Origin of the sequence: Ensifer sp. Root127, assembly GCF_001425225.1 — a bacterium.
GTDB lineage: Bacteria > Pseudomonadota > Alphaproteobacteria > Rhizobiales > Rhizobiaceae > Ensifer > Ensifer canadensis.
Window position 1 is genome coordinate 786,313 of record NZ_LMDX01000001.1, and the last position, 26,096, is coordinate 812,408.

A 26,096-nucleotide genomic window follows, 5' to 3' on the forward strand; every position below is an offset into this window, starting at 1 on the left:
TGTCGCCGTTCTCGTTGGGGCCCTGCCGCGCCAAGCGTTCAACGGACCCAAGGACAGGACGGGCGGCGCAATCGCCGCCCGTCGTCCATTTTTACTTGATGGCGTCCCAGGCCTTCTGAACGCTGTCGGCAACGTCGGAAGCGGACTTGCCGCCGACGAAATCGACCATGCCGGTCCAGAAGGCGCCCGCGCCGATCTTGCCGGGCATCAGGTCGGAGCCGTCGAAGCGGAAGGTCGTCGCATTCAGCAGGATCTCGCCCTGCTTCTTCAGCGGCGGGTTGCCGTAGGCATCGACGTTGACGCTCTTGTAGGGCGTCAGGAAGCTCGTCTGCGCCATCCAGACTTCATGCGCGATCGGTGTCTTCAGGAACTCGATGAAGGCGCGTGCCGCCGGCGTGTCCTTGGTGATCATCGCCAGCGTGCCGGCACCGAGAACCGGATTGCCGAGATCCTTCTTGCTGTCATAAGGCGGCATGTAGAAGAAGTCGGCATCCTCGCCGATCACCGTGCCCTCAGGGAAGAACGACGGAATGAACGAAGCCTGGTGATGCAGGTAGCACTTCGGCGGCGACGCGAAGAGCCCCTTCGGGCTGTCGCGGAAGTCGGAGGACGCGACCGCTGCCGCGCCGCCGTCGACGAACTTGTCGTTCTTGGCAAACCAGCCGAATTCGTCGATCGCGCCGACGACTGCCGGATCGTTGAACGGGATCTCGTTCTTGACCCACTTGTCGTAGACATCGGCCGGCTGCGTGCGCAGCATCATGTCTTCCACCCAGTCGGTGGCCGGCCAACCGGTCGCGCCGCCCGAGCCGAGGCCAATGCACCAGGGCTTCTGGCCATCAGCGGCGATCTTCTCGGTAAGCGCCTTCAGCTCTTCCATGGTCTTCGGCACTTCGTAGCCGGCGTCCTCGAAGTTCTCAGGCGAATACCAGACCAGCGACTTCACGTCGATCTTGTAGGGGAAGGCATAGAGGGCGGCGTTACCGTCCTTGCCCTTGTAGGTCGAGAGATCGACCCAGGACTGGCCGGCCGCATAATTGTCGAGCAGCCACTTCTGAGTATCATCGCCGAGCGGCGTCAGGTAGCCCTTGGACGCCAAGTCGCCAATCAGGCCCGGCTGCGGCAGGATGGAAATATCGGACGGGCTGCCGGCCTGGGTGTCGATGACGATCTGCTGTTCGTAGTTTTCAGAGGACGAATATTTGAGCTCGACGCCGGTCGCCTCGACGAAATAGGCATAGACGCTCTTGAAGAGCGCTTCGTCCTCGCCGCGCCAGGGTCCGAAGATCGTCAGCGTCTGCCCCTTGAGGTCGTGACCCTTCTTGAATTCCTCGAAGCTCGCCCAGTTGAATTTGGAATCTTCGCCAGGCTTGAACTTCAGATCCGCAGCGCCGGCAGCGCCCGCAAACAGCGCCAGCGCAGCCACGCTCAACAGAAATGATCTCTTCACGGTGTTCTCCTCCCAAGATGAACCCGGATCCCGCCGGGCAGATCATCAACGCGCAAAATTCAAAGCGCTTTGAGTTTGCTAACAAACCATTCCGACACTCCAGGAGTCAAGAGCTTTCGATTCACCGGCCTTCTGCCGACAGTATTTTGCTTTGCGGCAACTTTTTGCAGCGCGAAGTCGGCTAATTCCGCTTTGTATGATGAAAAACGAGTGTTACAGAATTCGAGGGCGCTGGATCAAACCATAAAAATCATACGGATATTCAAAGCGCTTTGGGAGGGAAATTGACCATGGCGGTCAATCTCAAGCAGCTCGCGGAACTGCTCGGCCTGTCGCAGACGACAGTCAGCCGGGCGCTGAACGGCTACCCGGAAGTCAATGCGGAAACCCGCCAACGCGTGCTGCAGGCCGTGCGCGAAACGGGCTATCGGCCGAACCGGGCCGCCCAGCGCCTCGCTACCGGCAAGGCCTATTCGATCGGCATGGTCATGCCGATAGCGGCCGGCATCGATTCCGACGTGCATTTCGGCGAATTCCTCGCGGGCCTCGGCGAGGAAGCGGTCAAGCACGACTTCCATTTCGTGCTCAATCCGAGCGCGCCGGAAGACGAGGAGGCGACCTTCCAGCGCCTGGCCGCCAGCGGCAACGTCGACGCACTGTTCCTCGCCTATATGCGCGCCAACGACCCGCGCATCGCGATGCTCAAATCGCTGTCGATGCCCTTTGTCGTCCATGGGCGCTCGATCGGCGAGGCACGGGACTATCCTTTCCTCGACATCGACAACACCGGCGCCTTCTATGACGCGACACGGCTGCTGATCCAGCTCGGGCATCAGCGGATTGCGCTGATCAACGGACCCGACTACCTGACCTTTTCCATCCGCCGCCATAAGGGCATGGCCCGGGCGCTGGCCGAGCATGGGCTCAACCTCGACGAAACCCTCGTCCACCACTCGCTTATGACCGACGAACACGGATATCGCAGCATGCAGCGCTTCCTGCAGCAGCCCGACGCGCCGACCGCGGTGCTCTGTTCAAGCACCGTGCTGGCGCTTGGCGCCGTCAGGGCGATCAACCAGGCGGGACTGGCGATGGGCCGCGACATCTCGCTGATCGCGCATGACGATGTGCTGCCGATGCTGAAGCCGGAGAATTTCAGCGTGCCGCTGACGACGACGCGGTCGTCGCTCCGGGCAGCCGGCGGGCGCATCGCGACCCGACTGATTGCAGGCATCCTCAAGAGCGGCGATTATCCCGACCAGGAACTCTGGCGCGCCGAATTGATCGTCCGCGCCTCGACTGGCCCCGCTCCGCAGAAATGAAAACGCGCCGCAGAGGCGGCGCGTCAGATATCGACGGATACCAATTTGCGCTGATCAGAAGCGCGGCGGCTTGCGACCCGCCTTGCGATAGGCAGCGATGACGGTGTTTGCCATCAGCATGGCGATGGTCATCGGACCGACGCCGCCCGGTACCGGCGTGATGACGCCCGCGACCTTTTCCACTTCGGAAAATGCAACGTCACCGACGAGCTTGGATTTGCCTTCGCCCTTTTCCGGCGCGGACACGCGATTGATGCCGACATCGATGACGGTGGCGCCGGGCTTGACCCAATCCGCCTTGACCATTTCCGCACGACCGACAGCCGCCACGAGAATATCGGCATTGCGGCAGACTGCCGGCAGATCCCTGGTGCGCGAATGGGCCGTCGTTACGGTCGCATTGGCGGCAAGAAGCAGGGCCGCCATCGGTTTGCCGAAAAGGTTCGAGCGGCCGATAACCACCGCATTCAGGCCCGAAAGGTCTTCGCCATGGGTCTGGCGCACGAATACCATCGCGCCGGCGGGCGTGCAGGAAACCAGACCGCCTTCGAGATCGCCGGTCGCAAGCTTGCCGGCGTTGACGACGTGCAGGCCGTCCACGTCCTTTTCCGGCAGGATCGACTGGATGATCGGTTCGGAGTTCAGATGCTTCGGTAGCGGCAGCTGGACCAGAATGCCGTGGATGGCGGCGTCCGCATTGAGCTTGGCAACCAACGCCGCCAGATCTTCCTGGGTCGTTTCTTCAGGCAAGGTGTGCTGGACCGACTGAAAACCGCATTCCTTGGCCATCTTGCTCTTCGAAGAGACATAGGCATGGCTTGCCGGATCATTGCCGACGATCACGACCGCGAGACCGGGGCGCACGCCCGCATCAGTTTCGAGCGCCTGTGTCGCGGATTTCACGGCCTCGATAACCGAAGCGGCAACCTGCTTGCCATCAATCACAGTCGTCACGGCATTCCTCCTGGCTTCCTGTTCGCGGGACACTCTAATTCGCCTCGGGAAAGGCGATTGCCTCAAAGCGCCCTATGCTGTCCCAAACGCATAAATGCAAGGGGTCGGCATGGCCAGATGCACGTTTGCAGCGCAGGCCGCGACATTTCCTCTCATCACTGAAAGGCTGCCTGCTCGTTCTTCGCAGATGCTGAGGTTCAGCGACGCGCGACCTTCTGGCGGGAGTAGCTCTCGACGCGCGACCTGAGCGCGCGAAGATCGTCCTGCACCTTAGCGATGCCGAGATCGTCCTCGGGCTCGATAGCCAGGGGCGACGGCCTTGTCGGGGAAGCCTGGCTTGCCAGCTCGCGCGAAGCGAGATAGGCGGCAGCCAGCGACTGCGCATGGTGGGCTGCTGGCGAGAATGGCGGCGGCAGATCCGGTTCGCGCGCCTTCATTTCTTGCTCATTGCGCGCGCCAGGCCCCGGTTCCGGGTCGGTGCCCGGCTCTGGCGGATCCGGGTCGACAGTCTCCGGCGGCGCACCCCTCGGGCCGACAAACAACCCGTTCAGGCTGCGATAGATGCCGAGCAGGATACCGAGACCGAAACCGGCGAAAAAGCCCGCAAGCGTTGCGCCGATGACGATGATCTTGCGCGACGGCCCCTTGGGCTGCAACGCAGGCTCCGCCCGCGAAACGACGCGGATGTTCTTGGCCGTCAGCTTTTCTTCCTCGCGCGTTTCGCTGGCGCGCTTCAGGAAGGACTCGTAGATTTCGCGGGTCGCGGCAGCATTTCGCTCCAGTTCGCGCAGCTCGACCATCTCGCCGGACGAATTGATCTGGCGGGCCTTCTGCGCTGCGAACTGCCGGACCAGATCCCGCTCCGCACTCTCGGCACGATCGAGTTCGGTCTGGGCGGTGGCCGCAATGCGCCGCAGCTCATTGGCGATCTCGGCGCGGGAGGATTCAAGCGACTGTACGGCGGCAATGCGCTGCGGGTGACGGGGACCGAGGCTTGCATCGAGCGAGCTCAACTGCGCCCTGGTCGCCGCATATTGCTTGCGCAGCTCGGCGAGCGCCATCGAGCTGACTTCCTCCGGAAAGGCGCCGGTCAGCACGTCATCGAGCCGGACCTTGCCGGACACGTCGGCCTTCGCCTTTGCTTCGGCGATCCGGTTGCGCGCAGCAGCGACCTGATCGCTGAGGCTGAGCAGTTGTTTGTCGGCGATCAGCTCGCCGCCGGCGCCGACGATATCGTTGCGCGCCTTGTATTCCTCGATCGCCTTTTCAGCGGTATCGAGTTCGGCCTTGAGTTCGGAGATACGCTGATCGAGCGCCGCGGTGGTCTTCTGGAAGAAGCCGGACTGTGCCGCCGTCTCCTCGCCCAGAAAGGTTTCGACCAGGCGGTTGACGATCAGCGCCGATCTCTCCGGGCTTCGGCTCTGCGCTTCGACGATGACGATGAAGGTCTTGGGATCGCGCCAGACGCGGATGGCGTCGCTCAGTTTCTGCAGGGTGCGCGGCGAGACTTCGCCTTCCGCCGCGCCAGTTCCTGAAAACTCGGCATCGTTCTGCAGATCGAGATCACGTGCGACCTTCTCCATCACGGTGCGCGAGCGCAGAACCTCGAGCTGGCTGTCGACAAGCGCAAGAATGGCTTCCGTCGCCAGCGACTGCTTGGAGAGATCGGAATCCGTCAGCCGCACCTCGCGCGGGTCGATATAGAGCCTGCTCTCCGAGAGATAGATGCTGGGTGTCGACAGGGCGATCGCGACGCCGGCGACGGCGCCGAGTATCGTCGTGGCGGCAATGACGAAACGAACCTGCCAGACGGAGCGAAGCACGGCCTTGATGTCGACGAGCGGTCTGTCACCGGGTGGCAGCAATGCATCTCCACCCGAACCGTCGGAGGCGTCGTCCGCATCCCGACCGGCCAGCCACCGGGCAATCTTGCCGTCCGCACCGCCAAGGCCACGCTGCGGCCGAGTAGCCGGACCGCTCAGTGCCGACGGTATCTTGGGTTGGGGTGTCGCGCGAGCTGCATGCCGCGACGCGGCATAGCCCGGCTGTGTAGCCGCTTGATCGGCCTCGACAAAGCGGTCGAGCAACGACGAGCCGGCGGATCCTCGGCCTTTGGCGTCGGGCTTTTGCGCGCGCGCCGAGACCCGCGGGCCCCCTGCTGCGATATCGAGCAACGATGCACGCGGAACCGGGCGTTTTTCGTCGTCGACGTTGAACATGACTTATCCCGCGGCTGCCGAGATGGCGAATTCCGAATAGTGAATTCAACCTAAGGAAACAGGGAAAACAAATGGTTAATTTTGGAGAAAGAACCAACCCCAGAAACGGGCGATCTCACGCCTTATTAAGCTTTCCCGCCTATGACGGGAGAGACTCCTGGAAGTTCGATCGTGCACCACCGCATCAAAGCGCTTTATCTTCGCCACAGGGCGCTTGTTCACGCCTATCTCTCGATGACGGGGGGTTCGGCGGGGCGGCTCGTGTTGTCGCTTGCGTATTTTATCGCTGTTGCCAACACGCTTTCCATCGCCGATTTCGGTCTCTTTGCCACGGCGTCCGCCGCCGGCATCATGATCTCGCGCGCACTTGCCTTCGGCTTCATGTCGCCGCTCTACCGCGTGGCGACGGTGAAACCGCTGCTGGTGGGTACCTATAGCGCCGGGTTTCTCGTCGGCGCGCTGCTTTCCCTGCCGGTGATCGCACTGATCTGCGTCGGCACCTTCATCGCGCTTTTTTCACGCGACATGTCGGCCGGCACCTTTGCGGCCTTCATGGCGGCCGAGATCATCTGTTGGCGCGGGCTCGAAACGGCGGTCATCGTTCTCAACGGCCTCGGCCGCTTCGGCCGCGGCGCTCTGCTCGTGGTCATCGCCACGGCAATCCGCACGGCGGCGGCGCTGCTGTTTGCGCTGCTTCAGGTCAACACGCTTGGCGCCTGGTCGCAGTTCTATCTCGCCGCCAACGCCATCAGCCTCGTCATCGCTCTCGTACTGTTTTACCCAAGGGTGCGTCTTCGCTGGCAGCCCCGGCTCTACTTCCGCCGCTGGGGCGATTCGGTCTCGGTCGCAGGCGCCGAAATCCTCTTCTACATTCAGTCGGAGTTTGACAAGATCGCCGTGCTGGCGATCGGCGGCCCGGCCGTATCCGGCATCTATGCGATCCTGATGCGGCTTGCCGATCTGACCGCCCTGCCGGTGCGCTCGTTCAACACGCTGCTCGTCCAGCGGATCATGCGCACACCCGATGCGATCGCCCGCTGGCCCGTTCGCCTATCGATCGAGTTTGCCGTGGCTGCCGCCTCGTTTGTCGCCATCGCTGCAATGGCCGTTTATCTTTACGTTTTCCCGAACGGTCTGGGCCATAACGTTTCGGCTGCAGCACCGATCGTGGCGATGATCCTGCTGGTACCATCGTTCCGCAATCTGATCGAGTATCATTCGGAACTGCTCTATGCGACCGGCCGCACCGTGCGGCGCATGGCCAACCTGCTGGTCGCGGGCGTGGTGAAAGTGGGGTTGCTTGCGATGCTGCTGACGACGACCACGGATGTTGCCGAGTGGGCGCCATCGCTCAACCTGATCTTCCTGGTTTTGTATTTGCTATCCTTCGGCCTGACCTATACCGCGCTGAGCAAGCCGGCCAACCGGGTCATCTGACGCGAGTTCGACCACGGCCTTGCGGATATCGTCGAGATCGTGGCCGACGAACGACTGGACGCCGATGCCGATCTGGTGCGGGGCCATATCCCTTAGGAAATCCCTGAGGCCGGCAATGCCCTGCCGATAACTGTCGTCGAACCAGAGCACGTGGCAAAGTGCATCGGATGAGGGCTTGTGCCCCTGCCCGCCCATAACCTCGTCGACGAAGCGGCCATAGATCGTGCATTCGGAAAAGGCGCGTGTTTTTGTCACCGCTCGAACCCAGTTGCGGCCATGCAGCGCTTCGACATGGTCGACGAGCTTGCGGCATGTGTCGTTGCGCCAGGCGATCAACGTATTGATGTAATCGTTGGCCGGCAGCGCATAGGGGCCGATACCGAGAAGCCGATCGGAATGCGCAAGCCATGCCAGATGATTGGAGCGCATATTTGCGTCAATCGCCGCATCCTTGCGGTAAAGCGTCAGTCGGCCGTCCCGCCAGAGTGTGGCGGGGTCGAAGTCGCGAAGGAAGACGACATCGGAATCGACCGCGAACATCGCCGCCTCATCGATATGGCGGGCAAGCGCCAGACGTCGAAGCTGCTGAACGTGCCAGCCGCGCAGTGGTAGGCCAAAGGGGCTCAGCCAGATCTTGCGGCGCCCGCCCGAGAGCGGGTCGGTGACGGGACGCAGCCACCAGGGCAGAAGATCGCGCTCGTCGATGACCTGCCGCCGCGATCCTTCGAGCTGCCGGAAAAGCGTGACGTCGAAATCGGCGACGAGCAGATAGTGCACCCAATCGCCCTGCAGCCGCCGATCCATGCTTTCGCACATCAGGCGGCAGCGCTCGAAATCATTGGCGTAGGACGCAGTGACAACAGCGGTTCGCCTGGAGGGCTCGGTCAGCATTTTCGCGCTCCGAGGCTGGAGTTGCCGACGCTTTTTCGAGCGCGGCCCGTCAGCTTGTGCAGGAATACACGCAGCAGGAACAGCGGGTTGCCGAGGACATAGCGGCGCCACATGCGCTTCGGCTCAAGAGCCAGCCGGTAGAACCATTCGAGCCGCAGCTTGCGCAGAAGCTTCGGCGCACGCGGGAACTCCTGAGCGACGAAATCGAACAATGCGCCGACGGTGATCACCAGCCGTGCATCCTGCGGGCCGACATAGGTATCGACCCATTTCTCCTGCATCGGGCTGCCCATTGCCACGAGAAGAATATCGGCTCTCAGAGCCCGCACGTCGGCGAGCAGTTCGCGCGACCGGCTGCGATCGAAGAAACCGTCCGAAACAGGCAGGAATTCGTGCCAAGGCGCGTGTTTGCGAAAGTTCTCGGCCGCGCGCGCCAATACGTCCGGCCGCGCGCCGATCATCGCGATCCGCATCGGCCGATCGAGGTAGGTCAGCAAGGCCGGAACGAAATCGGTGCCGTTGAGATTGGCCGGGAACATGCCTCCATGGAACAAATAGGAAGCGATATCGACGCCGTGGCCATCGGGAAATACGATCTGGCGGCGCAGCACATCCCGATATTCGGTGTCCTTCAACATCAGGTTGGCGTTGTTCGCATTGAGAAAGGCAAGACTCACCTGTCCACTGCTGCGAGAAACCGCGTCGTTGGCAAAGGCGAAAGCGCTCGCCCAGCCGAGATCGGCGACCGGCATGCCCAGGATCATGCGCTGCGATACCGCAACGTTCGAGGCGGCGACAGATATGGTCACGACCGGCCTCCGTCGTGGACCTTCAATCGTGGTCGAACCTGGGCGCTTGCGTCATTTGCGGCAAGGCCGGGCAACACATCCAGCATGACCTGCATCATCCTGGCCTTTTGAGTCCGGTGGAACGCTGCGCCGTCCAGGCGCTGCGAAAGGCCGGCGCGCGCGTGGGCGACCTTTTCCACCAGCAGGCGGGCAAACTCCCGGGGATCGTCGGTCGGCGTGCAATTTTCCGGGATCGTCTCGATGCCACGCAACGAAGCCTGCGTGGCAACCGACGGCATGCCGAGCTCGAACGTCTCGATACTTTTCAGCTGTACCCCCGTGCCGCCACGGCTGATCAGCGGCACGACGGCACTGGCCGCAACGAAGGCGCGGGCGTCCGGCACGCGACCAACGAAACGAATGCCCGGATGCGAAACGACAGGCGCTCCATCCAGTTGCCCGGCGATCGCGATCGACATGTCCTGGGGAAGATGGGGCACGACCTGATCCAGGAACCAGTCCAGGCCGAGCCGGTTCGGCCGCCAGCTCCAGGTGCCGATCAAGCCGAGGTCGTGCTGGCGCTGCACATCAGGCACAATCGGCGCGTCCCAGCCGGTAACCAGCGGCAGCACGAATGCCCGGTCGTAAACAGCACGACCGAAACCGAGACGATCCGCCTCGGCGAAGGTCCACAATCCGACGGCATTCTGCGCCAGTTGCTGTTCGTAGCGTTCGAGATACAACGCCTCGCGCCGAAAGAGGAAGCGCTCCAAAAGGCCCTTGGCACGCTCGGCATTTTCCAGGGCGGAATCGGCCTCGACATTGTGAGCGACATAGATCGACGGATAGGACCTGAAAACTTGAGCGAACGCCGCGGGCAGTTGCACGGAATTGAGGACCAGACCGTCGAAGGGTGCAAGCCCGTCGAGGATCGACTGGATCCGGCCCGCCGATACGCCAAGCATCTTGGCTGACGACACCGAGGTGCGATTGAGAAAAGCGGTCGCAAGCCAGCTCAGCTTTTGCAGGCGGCCAGCCTTGGCATTGGTCACTTCCAGTTCGCCAAGCAGGTGCATCTCGCAGTCGGGCGCCGGGCGCCGCCCGGGCTGCAGAAATCCGATGACACTGACCCGATGGCCAAGCGCGAGCAGACCGTCAAGCACCGCACGATTGGCGATATCGAAACCGGAGGCGGGATTGTCTACGGGAACGAGTGAGGAAACCAGGACCAGATGCATTTTGCCACACGTCATGGATGGAGCATTGCGCCTTTCTTTAGCAGCGCGGGGTGAAGGACCGCTTAAAGCATTCATTCAAAAGTCGTTTTGCCGGTTCAGCATCTGTTTAGGAAGATTTGCTTTAGTGCTTGCCAGCAATCCGCTTGCACAGGTTTCACGATGACGTCTATCGGCCAGGATATTTCCGTCTATTTCCGGACCGAGTTGGAAGACGCCGGTGACATCGAACTCGTCGTGGTGCTACCGACCTTTCGGCGCCCGGAACATGTCATCAAGACGCTGAAAACCATTGTTTCCCAACGGCCTGACGTTGCCTTTGCCACGGTCGTCATCGAGAACGACGATGAAGGTCTGGCAGGTGCTGCGGCGGCGAAGGACTTCTTCCTCGGGCACCCGTCCGACTCCATCGTCATCATCGCCCACCAGCGTGGAAACTGCTACGCCTACAACGCCGGCTGGGCGATGGCGCTCGAAACCTATCCCAACCTGCGCGCCATTGCCATCATCGACGACGACGAGATCGCCTCACCCGAATGGCTCGATTGCCTCGTCACGGCACAGCAAGCGACCCAGGCGGACATGGTCGGCGGTCCACAGCTGCCGGTTTTCGAGGATATGAGCGGGCAGAAGTGGAAGCGGCACCCGGTGTTTACGCCCCATTATGAGACGACAGGACCTGTGCCTATCCTGTTTTCTTCGGGTAACGTGCTGGTGACGCGCCGGGTTCTCGACGCCATGCCGCGCCCGTTTCTGGACCCGGCTTTCAACTTCATCGGTGGCGGCGACGCCGACTTCTACAGCCGCAGCAAGGAGAAGGGGTTTTCGTTCGCCTGGACCAAGGAGGCCTGGGTGGCGGAAACGGTGCCGGCACGGCGCACCAACGCATCATGGATCCGTGCGCGAAGCCTCAGAAACGGGGCAATTTCGACGATGCTCGAGCACCGCCGGGATCCGAGCTTTGGCGGACGGGTGAAGACCTTCGGCAAATCGCTTGCGCTGCTTGGCGCCGCTATCCCGCGCGGCATCAAACTATGGAGAAAAACCGGTCTTGCCGCCGCCGGTCTCTACCACTTCTATGTGGCTGTCGGGCGGCTGATGGCGGAGTTCGGCCTGGTCAACGAACAATACCGCAACCCCGAAAAGAACTGAGCGCCGCTGAGTGGCGATCAGTGGGTGCTGGCGTTGATGCTGCCTTCCGGCAACTTGTCGTTGGCGACGTTGCCGTTCTTGTCGACGATGGCGACCGGCTTCTGACGCGGGACGTTCTGGCCGTTGGCCACGCGCTTGACGTCGTCCTTGGTCAGATATTCGAGCTGTTCGACGAGGACCTCGGTGATCACCTCGCCGCCAAGCTTCTTGTTGAGCCCATCCTTGACCGTCGACTTGAAGGTCGGCAGGTCGAACGTGCCTGTGTCGCCGACATCGATGAACCTCGAACCGACCAGCATGTCGTAGAGTTCGTCGGTGACCATCTGGCGAAGCGGCGCGCGCAGATTGTTGATGCCTTCCTTCGTCGCCGAGAAGGAAAGCTTGGTCAGGAAATAGCCCTGTACGGCGCCGTCCTTGATGACGGGAACCGTGATCATTTCTCCCGGAACATATTGCTCCGATGCACGCCGCGTTGCTTCCGCATCCGAGACGACGGGCGCCGAGGCGCTCTGCATCGAATAATAGACGGATCCGAGCGTGACGGCGCAGACCCAAACCCCGGTGAGAACGAGCTTGAGCATTCAGAAATCGCTATAGCGGAACTGCGCTTCGGAATAGATGCCGTCGGCATCTGCATCCTGGGCGGCGGTCTTCAGCAGATCGACGACGGATCGCACTGCGTCGAGGTGGGCTTCGACCTTTTGCGAGTTGATCTCGAGCTTGTCGCGCAGGTGACGGGTCTGCGACGCGAAGGCCGGCGAAAACTCGCCCGGCAGCGTATCGCGGTGCAGCATCGTCAGTTCGTAGAGGCAACGGCTCTTGTGCGCGTTCGACGTCTTGATATCGAACTCCGGATCGACGCCGATACGGCTGTTCTCATTGTCGATGATCATTTCCAGCCGGCCGAGCACGTTCTGGATCCGGACGTCGTTGGATGCCACAGCTTCCATAAATGAACTCCCAATTAAGCTTGTTTGTTTTTATCGTCTTCAGTCGTGTAGCCAGTGAGCGTCTTGCGCTCGTATTCCTGCACGAGGCTTGCGGCCAGGTTTCGGCTGTTGCCATCGAGCGAGGCATTGACACGTTCGCGCGCATCGCCGGCAGCCAACTGGTCGGCAATGCCGATGCCGCCGCTCTTGGAAATGACATCGCCGATCTGCTCGGCCATCATGCTTTTCCAGATGTCGCCGGACGTGCCCTTTCCGAAAACATTCTCGCTGTCGTTCGGAAGCATGGATTTCACGAAATTCTGCAGGATCATCGCTTCGAACTTGCGATAGGTCTCGGGAACCTTCTTCTGCTCGACCCGGTTGTTGATATCGCCGAGGCCGCTCGATCCCTCCGAAGAGTTGAGGACGTTGACGGCGGCGGCGAAACCGTTGCCGTTTTCGGCGAGGCTCGTCGCCTGGAAGGCGGCGCGATTGGCCTTCAGCCGGGCCTGCGCTTCCTGCACCTCGGCCGGATCGGCCGCGCGCACGACGTCCATCACCAGATCGCTGGGCGGAGAGATAGCCATGACAAATCCTCTCGACAACGGCATCGCAGCGACCCCGACCGGGCCGACGCAATCGCGCGTTCAACATCTCGACCGAACGTCCCACCACACGGGGGTGGAGCGTTCCGGATGTCGCACTATCGCCCGTCAACCTTACCGGAAGCTGGCGCTTGGCGGGCAACGTGTTGATCGATCAGGTCATAGATCGAATTGTCGGCCTCTTCCCGGTCTTCCGATTGCCGGGCATCCTTCATGTTTTCCTCGAGCCGGTCGGCCTTGGCCCGCTCCTTCAGCATGCGCGCTTCGTGCGTCTGCTGGATGCCGAACAGCATCTGGTCCTTCTGCACGAGGCGCCCGACCTGCGAGGAATAGTGGCCGGAAAACATGCGATGCATCGGATGGGCCGAGCCCATGGCATCGACGACGACATCAATCGTCTCGGCCAGGGCCTCGCGCTGCCGCACCATCTCGACAAAGTCAGCCTCGGCCATCTGCTCGAGATGCCGTTGGACTGCGACCAGGCGCTTGAGCTTCTGCGACCGCGTCTTCATGTGGCTATCCCCCTTGCATGACCGGCGCAAAGCCGTCGCCGAACAGGCGCAGCATGGCGGCGATACCGAGATAGAGCAGGAACATGCCGCCCATGATCAGATAGGGCTGCGAGATGAAGTAGATCGGGATCTGCGGCGCCAGCTTGTTGACCATGCCGATGGCGACGTTGAACAAAAGGCCATAGATCAGGAAGGGGCTCGCGAGCCTCAGCATGATCATGAAGGTCTGCTCGAGCGAATCCGTCAGGGTGATGAGCACGCCCTGCGGATCGAAGACGCTGCCGACCGGCATGACCCGATAGGACTGGGCGATCGCCTCGAACATCACGTGGTGGAAATCGAGCATGAACAGGATCATCAAGCCGGCAAAACTGATCATGCTGGTGAGCTGGTTTTCCGCCGTGTCTTCGATCACGTCCGACGACGGCGGCGGGCTGAAGCCCATCAGCATCGTTATCGTCGTGCCAGCGAACTGAAGGCCGAGCACATAGTAGCGGGCAACCAGGCCGATGACCGCGCCGACGGCGGTTTCGGCAGCGATCAGGTAGATATAGGTGTGTCCCTTGCCGGTCACCTGCGGATAGATATCGGTCCACATGACGGGTAGGATCGCCATGGAGATGGCGACCGCGATGAACAGCCGGATCTGCATGGGAATGCGCGCGGTCGAGAACCCCGGCATGATCATGATACACGCCCCGATCCGGCAGAATGCCGCAAACAGCGCGAGCACCGTGCCCTCGGGGTCGGTTATCATGAAATAGAGCCGATGATCTTGATCTCGAGGCCCTTGGCAAGCTCGACATGCGAGAGCACGGGCAAAGTGGCAAAAAGACGCTCGATGATCATGCGGACATAAGAACGGGATTCGGGCGAACTTACCAGTACGAAGGGCATGCCGCGATCGAGATGTTCACGGATAACTTTCGTCGCCTGCTCGCTGAACTCTTCGAGATGGCGCGGATCGATGTCGAACTCGACGACTTCACCCTTTGCGTCGCGCTTCAGCGCCTGGTGGAACACCATATCCCATTTGTTGCCGAGGCGCAGGACGCGCAGGACGCCGTTGTCGGCAAGGTCGCCGCACAGCTGCTGCGACATGCGCACACGCACGTGCTCGACGATCTGCTCCGTCTTGCGGACATGCGGCGCGAGTTCGGCCACCGCTTCGAGGATCAGGTGCAGGTTGCGGATCGATACCCGCTCCGCCAAGAGCAGCTTCAAGACTGCCTGCAGGCCGGAATAGGACATGTGCGAAGTGCAGATTTCGTCGGCCAGCTTGCGGTATTCCGGGTCCAGCCGATCGATCAGTACCTTCACATCCTTGTAGGACAAGAGATGCGGCAGGTTGTTGCGGATCACTTCGGACAGATGCGTCAGCACCACCGAGACGTTGTCGATCGGGTGGAAGCCTTCGCGCTTCAGGTCTTCGGTGAATGTCTCGAGGATCGAGACCGCCGGCATGCCGAAGGCGGGCTCACGGATCTCGTCTCCCGGCACGCTCGGACGGCGGCCGCCGCCTGTGACCACCAGAACTTCACCGACACGCACCGTGTTGGAGGCGATCGTCGTGCCGTGGATGCGCACGTGATAGGCCTTGTCCGGGATGCTGATGTCGTCGGAAACCTTGATCTCCGGAATGACGAGACCGTATTGACCGGCGAACTTGCGGCGCATCTTGCCGACGCGGAAGGCCAGTTCCTGGTGCGCGCCGAGCAGTCGGGTCGACACCTGCTTGCCGAGCAGCAATTCGATCTCCGCCGTCTTCAGCACCGATTTGACCGAGTCCGCCTCACCGTCCTTAGCCTGCTGGGCCGTCGCGGCTTCCTCCATCCGGCGCGCCGCATTTTCCGCCTCGATCTGCCGCGGAATGACCCAGCTCAGGAACGCCATGCCGCCGCCAAGGAACGCAAACGGCAGAAACGGCAGTCCCGGAACCAGCGCAAGCAGGATGATCAGACCGGAGGCAACCATCAAAGCGCGGGGATAACCACCGAGCTGCCCGACAACGGCCTGGTCGGTCGAGCCGGCGGTTCCGCCACGCGACACGAGGAGGCCGGCGGCGAGCGAGACGATCAGCGCGGGGATCTGTGAGACCAGACCGTCACCGACGGAAAGCTTGACGAAGACGTCGGCCGCTTCGCCGATCGGCATGTCATGGCGCAGATAGCCGATGATGATGCCGCCAAAAATATTGATCGCGGTGATGATCAGGCCGGCGATCGCATCGCCGCGCACGAACTTCGACGCGCCGTCCATTGCGCCGAAGAACGAGCTTTCCTGCTCCAGTTCGCGACGACGATGCTGCGCTTCCTTTTCGTCGATCAGACCGGCCGAAAGGTCGGCGTCGATCGCCATCTGCTTGCCGGGAATGGCATCGAGGGTGAAGCGCGCGCCGACTTCGGCGATACGCGTCGCACCCTTGGTGATGACGATGAAGTTCACCGTGATCAGGATCAGGAAGACGATCAGACCGATGACGAAATCGCCGGACATGACGAGGCTGGCGAAACCGGAAATGACGCCGCCGGCGGCGCCGTGGCCTTCGTGACCGTGGGAAAGGATGACGCGCGTCGTTGCGATATTCAACGCCAGGCGAACCATGGTCGAAATCAAAAGGATCGTCGGAAAGGACGAGAATTCGAGCGGCCGCTGGATCCACAGCGCCACCATCAGGATCAGGACCGAGAAGGCGATCGAGAAAGCCAGCCCCATGTCGATCAGGAACGGCGGGATCGGCAGGAAGAGAATTGCCAGGATCATGACGATCCCGAGCGCAAAGCCGATGTCCCGGCCCTTTGGTGCTACTTTCGGGATGATCAACGCCGCTTGCTGTGCCATGTCTCTTCCGTCTCTTCATGAGAGGTCGGGCAGCATTCACACGCGCTGCCCCAATCTTAAGACTGGAGATAGAGGCCCAAGCTTGCGCGAAGGTGGTAGCGCGACAGCGCCGCGCGTCAAATATGACGCGCAAAGGACGCTGTATCGCTTTAAACTTGCTGCATAATTTCATTCTTAAATCGGATCCGATTTAAGAATGAAATTATGCCGTAAGGCGCGCTCAGAATCCGGACTGGATTCGGGAGAAGACGATGTCGGTGAAGATCGAGATCTGGGCGCCGATGAAAGGCGCGGAAACAGCGACCGTGATCATCACGGCAAGGATCTTCGGTACGAAGGTCAGGGTCATTTCCTGAACCTGGGTCAGCGCCTGAATGAAGGCGATGACGACGCCGACGATCATCGCGGCGAGAACGGCGGGCCCCGAGGCAACGATCACGGTCCAGATCGCAGCCTGCACGATATCGAGGGCATCCGCCTCATTCATAGGGGTATCACTTTACCTTGACGCCTGGGCCGATAACGAGCTCCTTGCCGTTATCCAGCACTGCAATGATTCCGTCAGAGTATAGTTTGACTTCCTTGACAACGCCAGTGACTGTGCCGTCGGCATTGGTGACAGTCTTGCCGATCACCGCGTCCGCCTCGCTGAGCGACGTGCGCTGCAGCAGGCTTTCGAGATTCTTGTTGGTCTTGATCGTCTGTTCGACCTGCGAGAAGGTCGCGAGCTGCGCGATCTGCTGCGTGGCGTCCATCGGCTGCGTCGGGTCCTGATTCTTCATCTGGGCCACGAGCAGCTTGAGGAAGCTCTCGTAGTTCAGCGACGCCTTGCTGGCGTCGTTGCCAGAGTCGGCACCCGAGACGATCGGGGTGTAGTCATTGTTGCTGACGCCGCTTACCGCCATGGTGCGATCTCCTTGCGAATCTGCTCGACCGTGGCCGGCGTGATTTCCTGCGTGTTGAGGATGCGGTCTTCGATGGCGTAGAGCCCACGGATCGCCTTCAGCGCTTCGAAGGCGCGGCCGTTGGTGACCAGGCCGTCGACCCGCTTCAGTTCGGCCAGGATCTCTTCGTTCTTGAAGCAGTTAAGCAGCATGACGACCGACTTGCGGAACATTGCGGTCGATTGCTCGGCGCCTTCCGGGTTGATCAGGATCATCTGGGCGATGAAGTAGAGCTGCTTCAACGGCGTCGTCGCGTCTTCCGGCTGAAGCACGTGGTTTTCCAGAAGGAAGGTCACGTCATTCAGGAATTCGACGGCGACCTTGCGGTCAACGCGAAGCACCGCGCCGTTTACAAAAATTCTTTCGCCCGACTTCAGCGAGATACGCAGTGTGCTCTTCATTTCAGTCCATCCCTGATGATGGTGGTAATGTCAATTATGCCCTGGAAGTTGGAGGATTCGCGTTTGCGGATCTTTTCCGTCTCGTTGAGTATCCAGATGGCGATCGAAATCAGATTGGCGCGCAGCTCTTCGTTGAGCTGGTTTTCCGGAGCGCGAAGATCCTCGATGAAGCGGATCCAGACGCGCCGGGTGAAATAGATCGCCTCGATGGCTTCTCTCGAATACCCGTTCTGCTGTCTTGCGGCTTCAAGGAGCGCAATCGAGCGATCGAGTACCTGCCGCTCTCGATTCTTGGAGTCGGCAACGCCATCCTCCATGATCTCGGCATAGGAAAATTGGTACATTCAGACATCCTTCATGTTTGTCCGGTCGCCTCTTCTCAGAGGTAGTTGAGCAAGCTCATCTGCTGCAGTCTCGACGTCAGCGCGTAGGATGTATCGAGCTGGGTCTTCAACATATTCACGCGCGTTGCGTTTTCTTCCTGATCGATGCCGTTGACGTCGATGATGTGGGTCTTGATGAGCTTCTCCTGCGCCTCGATCGAAGTCGTCGCCTTCTTGACGCGCGACTCCGAGATACCGAGCGAGCTGCGTTCCCCGTTCAGGCCGGCAATAGCCTGCTCCATGTAGCCGAATGCGGCGTTGTTGAGCGTGTTGCGGACCTGCGAATTGACGTTCTTGTCCATCAGTTCCGACGAGATCACGCTGGCAAGCGCGAACATCCGGAAGCTCTTGGTATTGGCGTTGGTCGAGCTCTCGATGACCTCGCTGGCGCTGATCCGGCTCGTCATGTTCTGGCTCGAGGCATCAGACCAGTTGGCATCCCAATCCGTGCCCATGAACATCGGTTCGAGCTTGGTCGTGATGAAGTCCTGCATCTGTGCCGGCGTGAACTGGCTCATGTCGGTCAGGCTGTTTGTCGACATGTAGCTGCTGAGCGCCGTATCGAATGCGGCCTTGGCCGCAGACGGAGGCACGGAGTTGTAGTCCGCGAGCGGCTTGACGTCTGAGTTGATGCCCGAAAACAGGAACTCACCGTTGAAAGAGGTGTTCGCCGCCGATGTGAAGATCTGAAGCGCGCCATTCACTTCGGACTTCAGGATCTTCATCGCGTCGACGCTGTCGTTGCCCTTGTAGGTCACAAGCGTGTCGCGCACCTTCTCGGCGGCCTTCTGCATCGTCTCAAGCGCGCCCTGGGAGGCGGAAAGCCTCTGCGTGACCACGGCGTTGGTGCCCTTCAGGGAGCCCATCCTGTCCAGCTCGCGCTGCAGATTGAGCGATCGCGACGTCGACGCCCCAAGCGTTAGGCCGATGTCGTAGTGAATGCCGCTCGTGCTTTCCTGGGTGCGTCGCAGCAACTCGGCCTGAGTCTGCTGGATCGTCAGGCGCATGGCGGTCTGAATCGCCAGGTTCGAAACGAAGGATGTCTTCATGATTACCTCACAGCTTCCATAAGGGCCGCCATCATGGCGTCCACGGTGCTGACCAGCTTGGCCGATGCTTTGTAGGATTGTTCGAGATCGAGCAGCAGCGACAGTTCTTCGTCGATGCTGACGCCAGTCTGCTTGCTCAGCGCTTCCGCCGTGCGCGACAGCAGAGCCGACTTGTTGTCGTCGGCTGTCGATGCCGTCTTGCGGAACTGCTCCAACCAGCCGACGGAGCTGGTGGCGAAATTCAGAATGTTGCTGTTGCTGTCGAGGCCGGACGCTGGGTCGAACGCCATGTTCTCACCCATTGCGTTGATGAAGCCGTCCAGCAGGGCGGTATAGCCTGCATTGCCGGTGGGGTTGTTCGACGTACCGTCGAAACCACCGTCGCGCAGCATCAGCGGGTCTGCCTTGGCAAGCGCGTTGACCGTGATCTTCGATGCCATGCCAGGCACGATGCCGACTGGCGGAATACCCGCCGTTCCCCAGGTAAACAGGCCGGGCTGGCCGCCTTCCTGGAACATCGTCACCAGGCCGCGGGCGATTTCGTCGAGCTGCGACTGGAATCTCGGCCCGACGTCGTCGCGCAGCTGTACGAGTGCTGCTAGCTTGCCCTTCGCCGTCGTATCGGCGCCGGTTCCCGCGGCAATCGGCACGCCGTCGACATAGATCTTGTTGCCGACTGTCGTCGCGTCGTAAACGTTTTGCGAGGCGAAGGTGACCGAGCGCGGAATCGTCTCGAACAGCACGGTCCCGTCGGTGGTGAAGATCACAGTGTCGTTGTTGGCGCGCGTCGTCGTCGAAATGCCGACGATCTCGGAGACCTGCTTCAAAATCTTGTCGCGCTGATCGAGCGCGTCGTTCGGGTCCGACCCTTGCGCCGTTGCCGCCTTGACGGCGTTGTTGGCCTTTTCGAATTCCGCCAACAGGCCATTCAGCTTGTCGACCTCCAGCGCGATTTCCTTGTCGGCATTCTCGCGCATGTCCTGGACGGACTTGGAGGCCTTGTTGAGCGAATCCGCCAGGTCCCCGGCATCAGAAACCGCCGTTGCGGCGATCGTCTTGTTGCCAGGGGTCGCGGCAAAGGTCTGAAGGCTGTTGCGGAAATCGGCCAGCAGCTTGGAAGGCGCCGTCTCGTAGCTGTTGCCACCGAGCGCCGACTTCATCAGTTCCAGCCCTTCCCGCAGCCTTGCCTGGCCCGAGGCCTCGCCCATGCCGGCGATGCTCTGTTTGAGCAGCGCCTCGTTCTGGGCACGGTAGATGGATACGACCTGCGCGCCATTCGCCGTGCTTCCGAGCAAAGCAAGCCGACGCGAGTAGTCCGCGTTGCCCGCGTTCGCGATGTTCTTCGACACGATCGCGGTTTGCTGCGCCGTGTTGCTGAAAGCCTGTTGTGCGATGGATATTGCGGAGGACAGCGACATAACGCGGACCGTATCTCTTTCAATTACCGTTTCAGGTTGACCAGAACTTCAAGCAGGTCCGATGCGGTCTGGAACACCTTGGAGTTTGCCGTGTAGTTGCGTTGCGCCTCGATCATCGAGGTCAGCTCGTTGGCGATATCGACGTTGGAGTTCTCGAGCGCCTTGGACTGGATGTTGCCGAACGCACCGGAGCCGGCAAAACCGGTGACGATGACGCCGGAATCGGTGCCCTGCGAGTAGACGTTGCCAGACTGCGGCAAGAGCCTGTCCGGGCTCTGGACGGTGGCAAGCGCGATGCGGAACTTCGGAATGAGGTTACCGTCGCCGTACTTGACGTAGACCACGCCTTCCTTGTCGATCTCGAAGCCCGACATCTTGCTCGGCTTGCTGCCGTCGATGCCGCCGCCGGTGCTGGTGAAATCGCCACCGAGCTGCGACGTCTTTGTCGTGTCGATCGTCAGGGCGCCGAGATTGGCGCCTGTGCCCGGCAGGTTGTTGATAGGCGTCGTCGTCAGCGTGGCGGGCGTGGCCGAAATGCGCTTGCCGGCCGCGTCAAACGTCATGCTCTGCGAGCCGATCACGCCCGTTGCCGGCGGGCCTGCCGTGTATGTCGAACGGTCCCGTATCTCAAGCGACCACTGGTTCACGCCGGTTTTCTTGTAGACGAAGTCGAGGATGCGGGTGTTACCCTGGCTGTCGTAGACGACAAGCGACGTCGGCTTTTCGTCGCCGACGGCAGCACCTGACGGCAGGTTCGCTTCCATCGTGCCCTTGGTCGAGCCCGACGCCACCAGGCCTTCGTCCTTGAGCTTGACTTCCGTCAGGCCGTCGAAGCCGTTGACCACGACCGTCGGGTCGGCGCCAGCCTTGTATTCGTAGCCCATCAGCTTGAAGCCGGCGGTGTTGACGAGGTTGCCGTCCTTATCGGGAACGAAGGAGCCGGCACGGGTCAGGAAATTCTCGCCGCCGTTGCCCTGCACGATGAAGAAGCCGCCGCCGTTGATCGCGAGGTCGCTCGAGGACGTCGTGTAGCTTGTGCCGCCCTGCTGCGAAATGCTGTAGCGCACCTGGGTCTCGACGCCGCCGGAATTGTAGTTGCCGCCGCCCGAAGGCAGGATCATCGATGAGAACTCTGTCGAGGCGCGCTTGTAGCCCGTCGTGTTCGCATTCGCGATGTTTTCGGCGACAGTGCCGAGACGGTTCGACTGAGCGTTCATACCGGAGACGCCCGTTCTCATGCTGCCATAGAGACTCATATCGGATCCTCATTTCCACGTTGCAGCGACACTAGGAAGCGGGCCTTGCGTGAACCTGTCTTAGGTACGCCCTGACCCGCCTAGCCGCGCCTTAGTTCCAGTCGATGCAGTAGCCAAGGAACCGCTTGGAATCGATCGGGTCGAAGCCCAACTTCTTGCGCAGTTTCTTGCGCAGCTTGCTGATGTGGCTTTCGACGACGTTCTCCTCGACGTCTTCATCGAAGATTCCGTAAATCGCGTTGAAAATCTGAGACTTGGAGACTCGGCGCCCGCGGTTGGAGACCAGATATTCGAGAATGCGGCGCTCGCGGCGTGGCAATGCGAACACGTCGCCGTTGATCTCCGGATCGCGGCCATCTGCAAAGACGCGGATCGGGCCGATGTCGGTGTAGTTGTTGATGGCTTTCAGGCGGCGACGGATCGCCGCAACGCGTGCCAGGATCTCGCGGGGGTGAACCGGCTTGCGAACGACGTCGTCGACGCCGCAGTCGAACAACGCCAGGGTGTTTTCGAGCGAAGGCGTATCGCTGACCGCAATGACGGGCGCCATCGACCGGTCGCGGATCGCGCGCGGCAAGGCAAAGGTGCTGTCACCCTGGCCGATCAGAAACGCTTCGACCGCGTCGATATCCGAATCTGCCGCCGCATTCACCCACTCGCCGAACTCCTTGGGATCAAAGCCCGTCGAGGGAATTCCTTCACGCCCGAAAAGCGACGTGTAGCCGTCTTTCACGAGTTCTCTATCGTCAACCACTACGATCATTCGTCCGCCTCCGAATCAGTATGGCACCGCACTGATTGAGAGGTACGAATCGAGGGATTCATGAACAACTAGAGGAAGTTAATGGGTGGAATTAATAATTGATTAACCATATCGCGCCGATTTGATCTACATCTAGTGGCTAAGCGTTAACGGTCACACTAAAATAATGTGGAAAAGTTAACGGCTTGCGACAAAACCACTTGCCGTCACATTCTCCACGCATTGTCGCCACAATGCAGAATGACCCGTAATCAAACAATCATTGGTTGCTTATTGACAGAACTGCGTGGCATTCGGCGTCCACTTGCCGTAGCCCGTCGCGACCAGATTCGCGATCACCCGGCAGACATATTTCTTCTGCGCCGGGTCGTTGTTCGGGCCGGCATGATACCGTGCGACGGCCATTGTCCAGCTCTCATGCTTCGCTCGAAGGTTGGACAGGAAGCGCGCGGCATATTCGACATTCTTGCGAGGGTCAAGCATCTCCGTCGGCGATGCGAACTGATCGCCATGGAAGTGGTAATTTATCTGCATGCAACCGAGATCGATGAGCTTGGCACCCTGCGCCTGAGCGTTGGCAAATCGAACGAGAACATCCTGCGTGCTGGTGCCGAAATAGGCCTTACCTTCGATATTCATTGCGTAGGGTTGCAGCGACCCCTTGCGGCCGGTTTCCGTCAATCCGACGGAGTAGAGTATGCCGGCCGGAATGCCGTATTTGGATGCTGCCGAGATGATTTCACGTTCGCAGATTCCAGTGTCGGCACCGGCGAATGCGCTACATGTAGACGTGACCAGTGCGAGAACGCTCAGTGCCGGCAACCGCATCATCCGTACCGCCATTGCCAACCCGCCTTTCCGCCACTGAACCCTGGCTGTCGCCATCCTGTCGCTGCCGCCCCTGCCCGCTACCGTCCTCGGCGCGATCGCGGCCCTGCTGGCCCGCCTGGGCCTGCGGCTGCGAGCTGCCGCCGCCCGTCGATGTATCGCTGCCCGAATTGAACACGACGTTGATCTGATCGACCGCGAAGCCCTGGGCTCGCAGCGCCTTGACCATTTCGCTCTGGTCGTCGCGCAGCTGGCGGAAGGCTTCGCCGTTCTCCACCTTCAGCTCGACCTGCAGCTCGTCGTCCTTCAACCGCAACGTTGCGGTGACGAGGCCAAGCTCGATCGGATGCATCTGGATCTTGAGCGTGTTCAAGGTCTTGCCGGCCTGCGTCCAGGCACCCGGCTGGCCGAGGGCAGCACTCGGCTGCAACGACTGGGCAAAGCCCGCGTCGCCGGCGATCGCGTTGGCGACATTGGTGGAATTGCTGTTCATCGAAATGCCGAGATAACGGCGAGCTTCGAGCACGGTGACGTTCTCAGCCTTGGCATTTGACCGCGCGGCGTCAACCGTCGCCCGTTCGCCGTCCTTCGATATGCTCATCGAAATCGCCTGCCCCTTGCCATCGGCGCGGGCGAAGCGGAACAACCGGTCGGTGCCCTGTTCGCCATCGGCACCTTCGGCACTCGCACCATGGGCATCGATCATCTCGCCATGCCCAGCGCCCTTGGCGCCGCGTTCACCGAGGGCATGGACGCCAGCGGCGCCGGCCGAGCCACCTTGGGCATCAGCACGCGTCGACGGCATGGCGTTGCCGCCGAGCAGCGTCAGCAGGTCGTCTACGCTGGCGCTTGGGGAAGTCTTGGCATCTGAAGCCGCGGCCGCATCAGTTGGCTCGCCGTCTGCACCCTGCGCGCCGTTTGCCTGGCCCCTACCCAAGCCGCGCGACAAACCCGCTATGCCGGCGGCCAATTCGTCGGCGTCGGCGGCAACCGTCTCATTCGCCTGTTCGCGCGCCCGCGCCGCCTTGGCAGCAACACGCTTGGCGTCTCGTCCACGCTCCGCGAGCGAGAACCGCTCGTTCTGAGCATTGTGATTGTCGAGCAACGGATCTTCCGGATCCCCAGGTGCACGATTGTGCGCCTGCTTGGAGATCGAGATCTTGGCGTCGCCGCCTTTAATGCCGCCATTGCCAATCAAGGTCGCAGCTCCAGAGTTTTCGCCTTCGGTCGCCTCGCCGTTGCCGGCGGACGAACCTTGTCCGCCCTGACCGTTCGCCTTCTGGCGCCCAGCGGTTGCGACGGCGTCCTCGAAGGCGCCGGGGGCTTGCTCCTTGCCGCCCGCACGTGCGCCCGGCTTGCCCGTCTGGGACTGAGGTGGTGCGCGCAGGCTTTCGTCGAGAGCTCTCATTTGCCTTCCCCCCTTAGCAGCGCATCGATCTCCTCCAACTTGGACCGCCCCTTGGCCACGAAACCGTCGTGAGCAGGATCGGAGGCGTCGGCAGTCTCAGCGCTGGCCTGTGTCGTCTCGCCAGCTTCTGGGGCGCTGGCATCAGCCGCCGGGCTACCGAACGGGCTCATGCCGCTTCCCGTTTCCGCACCTTCGATCTGCTCGACTGGCGTGGCTGGTCTAACCGGTCTAGCGGAGAACGCTTGCGTGAGGCTTTCATCGTCCGGTGGTCTGACAACGGCCTCTGCAACTGCCTTTGCCGCGTCACGCAGGGCTCGGTCACGCGGAGAAAGCTCAGCGTCCGGGATCGCGGCGATGCTCTGTGTTGCGGCAAAGACGTCAGACGACGGTACCGACGCCAGCCCGGCGTAAAAATTGGCGAGCACACGCGGCTCGGACGCACCGTCGGCTGCGAGCTGCTCGGCCCGTTCCGAGGCAAGCTTTGCCAAGGATTGCTTTCCGCTGATAGCCGCACGTCGTGCGACGCGAAGATAGACCTCGCGCTGGCGCGGCGCATCCATGAAAGTCAGGATTTCGGAAATCCGTTCGTGCGCCGCCTCGTCGAAATGCCCGACGGCCAGCTCGACGAAGACGTCGGCGAATTGGCTGGCATAGGGCGACGTCAGGTATCGGCGGGCGTAGTTCAGGGCATAACGAAATCCCTTGTCAGGCATGTTCGCCTGCACAGCAAGGAAGACCGAGCGACGAAGCGCCGCCTCCTCGATAATCGTTCCCGGAGCAGTCAATCGCGCCCAGTCGTAGAACTTCATCGCCCCGACCGGGTCCTGCTGAGATGTGGCATTGCCGAGGATCAGGAACAGGTAGGGACCAACACGGGAATTGCGGTACTCGGGCGCCGCCTTCGACAGGCTCTCGACGATCAGGCCACCCTTGCCGCCGAGATATTGCCTAAGCGCGTCAGTAACGCGCGAATCGAAATTGCCATCGACATCATGGTCGGCGAGATAGTTGAGTGTTTCCGGATTACCGCCGCTCATGGCGTAGACAAGTGCCGCATCGACATTGCGCGGATCGCGGAACACGGACGCATCCGCAGCCCTGAGCCGCTTGTCGATCGCACCCAGCATGAAGCGCTGCATCTCGATGGCAGAATGATCGCCGAGCACCACCGAGTCCTGCACGTATTGCAGCGACCGGATCATCTTGAAGGGTGCAAGCTCCTCGAGGTCGTTGGCATCCGCCATTCCCGCCGAAAGCGGGATGGCCAGTGCCGACATCATCAAGGCGGATCGCAAGCGTCGCAGCATCGGT

General features: G+C 61.2%; 26 protein-coding genes. 3 read left to right on the forward strand and 23 right to left on the reverse strand.

All coding sequences use genetic code 11. The annotated features are described in order from the left end of the window. Positions 1-91: 91 nt before the first annotated feature. Positions 92-1,450: an ABC transporter substrate-binding protein gene (locus ASD03_RS03690; RefSeq protein ID WP_025425960.1), complete on the reverse strand. Its 1,359-nt coding sequence runs from the start codon at positions 1,448-1,450 to the stop codon at positions 92-94. Between the two features lie 290 nt (positions 1,451-1,740). Between ASD03_RS03690 and ASD03_RS03695 the strand changes: the two genes are divergently transcribed. Further along, a complete protein-coding gene (locus ASD03_RS03695; protein ID WP_025425959.1) occupies positions 1,741-2,772 on the forward strand; it encodes a substrate-binding domain-containing protein in 1,032 nt (343 codons plus the stop codon). A 54-nt stretch (positions 2,773-2,826) separates the two neighbouring features. Here the strand turns inward: ASD03_RS03695 and folD are convergent, their stop codons facing one another. Continuing rightward, the gene (folD, locus tag ASD03_RS03700; protein ID WP_025425958.1) at positions 2,827-3,726 is read right to left on the reverse strand and encodes a bifunctional methylenetetrahydrofolate dehydrogenase/methenyltetrahydrofolate cyclohydrolase FolD; all 900 of its coding nucleotides are present in this window, start codon (positions 3,724-3,726) and stop codon (positions 2,827-2,829) included. 197 nt (positions 3,727-3,923) lie between these two features. Continuing rightward, positions 3,924-5,945 (reverse strand): GumC family protein, encoded by a 2,022-nt coding sequence (locus ASD03_RS03705; protein ID WP_025425957.1) that lies wholly within the window; start codon positions 5,943-5,945, stop codon positions 3,924-3,926. Positions 5,946-6,116: 171 nt separating this feature from the next. Between ASD03_RS03705 and ASD03_RS03710 the strand changes: the two genes are divergently transcribed. Further along, positions 6,117-7,382, forward strand: coding sequence for a transporter (locus tag ASD03_RS03710; RefSeq protein WP_038575893.1), 1,266 nt, complete (start codon positions 6,117-6,119; stop codon positions 7,380-7,382). Here ASD03_RS03710 and ASD03_RS03715 read toward each other — a convergent pair. Genes ASD03_RS03715 through ASD03_RS03725 form a run of 3 tightly spaced genes read right to left on the reverse strand, consistent with a single transcriptional unit; the run spans position 7,326 to position 10,299 of the window. Then, a complete protein-coding gene (locus tag ASD03_RS03715; RefSeq protein ID WP_025425955.1) occupies positions 7,326-8,273 on the reverse strand; it encodes a DUF6492 family protein in 948 nt (315 codons plus the stop codon). The two genes, ASD03_RS03710 and ASD03_RS03715, sit on opposite strands and share 57 nt — an antisense overlap. After that, positions 8,267-9,082 carry a WecB/TagA/CpsF family glycosyltransferase gene (locus ASD03_RS03720; RefSeq protein ID WP_239637564.1) on the reverse strand — a complete coding sequence of 272 codons (816 nt, stop codon included), beginning with the start codon at positions 9,080-9,082 and terminating at the stop codon, positions 8,267-8,269. The genes ASD03_RS03715 and ASD03_RS03720 overlap by 7 nt, the downstream gene beginning before the upstream one ends. Beyond that, positions 9,079-10,299, reverse strand: coding sequence for a glycosyltransferase family 4 protein (locus ASD03_RS03725; RefSeq protein WP_025425953.1), 1,221 nt, complete (start codon positions 10,297-10,299; stop codon positions 9,079-9,081). Before ASD03_RS03725 ends, ASD03_RS03720 begins: the two co-directional genes overlap by 4 nt. A gap of 159 nt (positions 10,300-10,458) precedes the next feature. Between ASD03_RS03725 and ASD03_RS03730 the strand changes: the two genes are divergently transcribed. Next, positions 10,459-11,448: a glycosyltransferase gene (locus ASD03_RS03730; protein WP_025425952.1), complete on the forward strand. Its 990-nt coding sequence runs from the start codon at positions 10,459-10,461 to the stop codon at positions 11,446-11,448. Positions 11,449-11,465: 17 nt separating this feature from the next. Here the strand turns inward: ASD03_RS03730 and ASD03_RS03735 are convergent, their stop codons facing one another. From ASD03_RS03735 to motC, 17 genes are all read right to left on the reverse strand, one after another. Next, positions 11,466-12,029, reverse strand: a complete 564-nt coding sequence (locus ASD03_RS03735; protein WP_025425951.1) for a hypothetical protein — start codon at positions 12,027-12,029, stop codon at positions 11,466-11,468. Continuing rightward, entirely contained in the window at positions 12,030-12,398 is a 369-nt protein-coding gene (locus ASD03_RS03740; RefSeq protein ID WP_025425950.1) for a hypothetical protein, read from the reverse strand. A gap of 14 nt (positions 12,399-12,412) precedes the next feature. Then, the gene (locus tag ASD03_RS03745; RefSeq protein ID WP_025425949.1) at positions 12,413-12,964 is read right to left on the reverse strand and encodes a rod-binding protein; all 552 of its coding nucleotides are present in this window, start codon (positions 12,962-12,964) and stop codon (positions 12,413-12,415) included. A gap of 116 nt (positions 12,965-13,080) precedes the next feature. Then, positions 13,081-13,494 (reverse strand): hypothetical protein, encoded by a 414-nt coding sequence (locus ASD03_RS03750; protein WP_025425948.1) that lies wholly within the window; start codon positions 13,492-13,494, stop codon positions 13,081-13,083. A gap of 4 nt (positions 13,495-13,498) precedes the next feature. Beyond that, positions 13,499-14,251, reverse strand: coding sequence for a flagellar biosynthetic protein FliR (gene fliR / locus ASD03_RS03755; RefSeq protein WP_025425947.1), 753 nt, complete (start codon positions 14,249-14,251; stop codon positions 13,499-13,501). Further along, positions 14,248-16,335 carry a flagellar biosynthesis protein FlhA gene (gene flhA / locus ASD03_RS03760; RefSeq protein ID WP_025425946.1) on the reverse strand — a complete coding sequence of 696 codons (2,088 nt, stop codon included), beginning with the start codon at positions 16,333-16,335 and terminating at the stop codon, positions 14,248-14,250. Before flhA ends, fliR begins: the two co-directional genes overlap by 4 nt. A gap of 220 nt (positions 16,336-16,555) precedes the next feature. After that, entirely contained in the window at positions 16,556-16,822 is a 267-nt protein-coding gene (gene fliQ, locus ASD03_RS03765) for a flagellar biosynthesis protein FliQ (RefSeq protein WP_025425945.1), read from the reverse strand. A 7-nt stretch (positions 16,823-16,829) separates the two neighbouring features. Continuing rightward, on the reverse strand, positions 16,830-17,240 hold the full coding sequence (gene flgD / locus ASD03_RS03770; protein ID WP_025425944.1) for a flagellar hook assembly protein FlgD: 411 nt from the start codon (positions 17,238-17,240) through the stop codon (positions 16,830-16,832). Beyond that, on the reverse strand, positions 17,231-17,680 hold the full coding sequence (flbT, locus tag ASD03_RS03775; protein WP_025425943.1) for a flagellar biosynthesis repressor FlbT: 450 nt from the start codon (positions 17,678-17,680) through the stop codon (positions 17,231-17,233). The genes flgD and flbT overlap by 10 nt, the downstream gene beginning before the upstream one ends. Beyond that, positions 17,677-18,024 carry a flagellar biosynthesis regulator FlaF gene (gene flaF, locus ASD03_RS03780; protein WP_025425942.1) on the reverse strand — a complete coding sequence of 116 codons (348 nt, stop codon included), beginning with the start codon at positions 18,022-18,024 and terminating at the stop codon, positions 17,677-17,679. Before flaF ends, flbT begins: the two co-directional genes overlap by 4 nt. A gap of 35 nt (positions 18,025-18,059) precedes the next feature. Further along, positions 18,060-19,112: a flagellar hook-associated family protein gene (locus ASD03_RS03785; protein WP_025425941.1), complete on the reverse strand. Its 1,053-nt coding sequence runs from the start codon at positions 19,110-19,112 to the stop codon at positions 18,060-18,062. 2 nt (positions 19,113-19,114) lie between these two features. Beyond that, positions 19,115-20,530, reverse strand: a complete 1,416-nt coding sequence (gene flgK, locus ASD03_RS03790) for a flagellar hook-associated protein FlgK (protein ID WP_057212492.1) — start codon at positions 20,528-20,530, stop codon at positions 19,115-19,117. Positions 20,531-20,553: 23 nt separating this feature from the next. Then, positions 20,554-21,786: a flagellar hook protein FlgE gene (locus ASD03_RS03795; protein ID WP_025425939.1), complete on the reverse strand. Its 1,233-nt coding sequence runs from the start codon at positions 21,784-21,786 to the stop codon at positions 20,554-20,556. 91 nt (positions 21,787-21,877) lie between these two features. Then, the gene (locus ASD03_RS03800) at positions 21,878-22,549 is read right to left on the reverse strand and encodes a response regulator transcription factor (RefSeq protein ID WP_025425938.1); all 672 of its coding nucleotides are present in this window, start codon (positions 22,547-22,549) and stop codon (positions 21,878-21,880) included. Between the two features lie 270 nt (positions 22,550-22,819). Further along, positions 22,820-23,377 (reverse strand): transglycosylase SLT domain-containing protein, encoded by a 558-nt coding sequence (locus ASD03_RS03805; RefSeq protein ID WP_025425937.1) that lies wholly within the window; start codon positions 23,375-23,377, stop codon positions 22,820-22,822. Beyond that, positions 23,328-24,785: a flagellar hook-length control protein FliK gene (locus ASD03_RS03810; RefSeq protein ID WP_057212494.1), complete on the reverse strand. Its 1,458-nt coding sequence runs from the start codon at positions 24,783-24,785 to the stop codon at positions 23,328-23,330. The genes ASD03_RS03805 and ASD03_RS03810 overlap by 50 nt, the downstream gene beginning before the upstream one ends. Next, positions 24,782-26,092, reverse strand: a complete 1,311-nt coding sequence (gene motC / locus ASD03_RS03815; protein WP_025425935.1) for a chemotaxis protein MotC — start codon at positions 26,090-26,092, stop codon at positions 24,782-24,784. The genes ASD03_RS03810 and motC overlap by 4 nt, the downstream gene beginning before the upstream one ends. Positions 26,093-26,096: the final 4 nt, after the last annotated feature.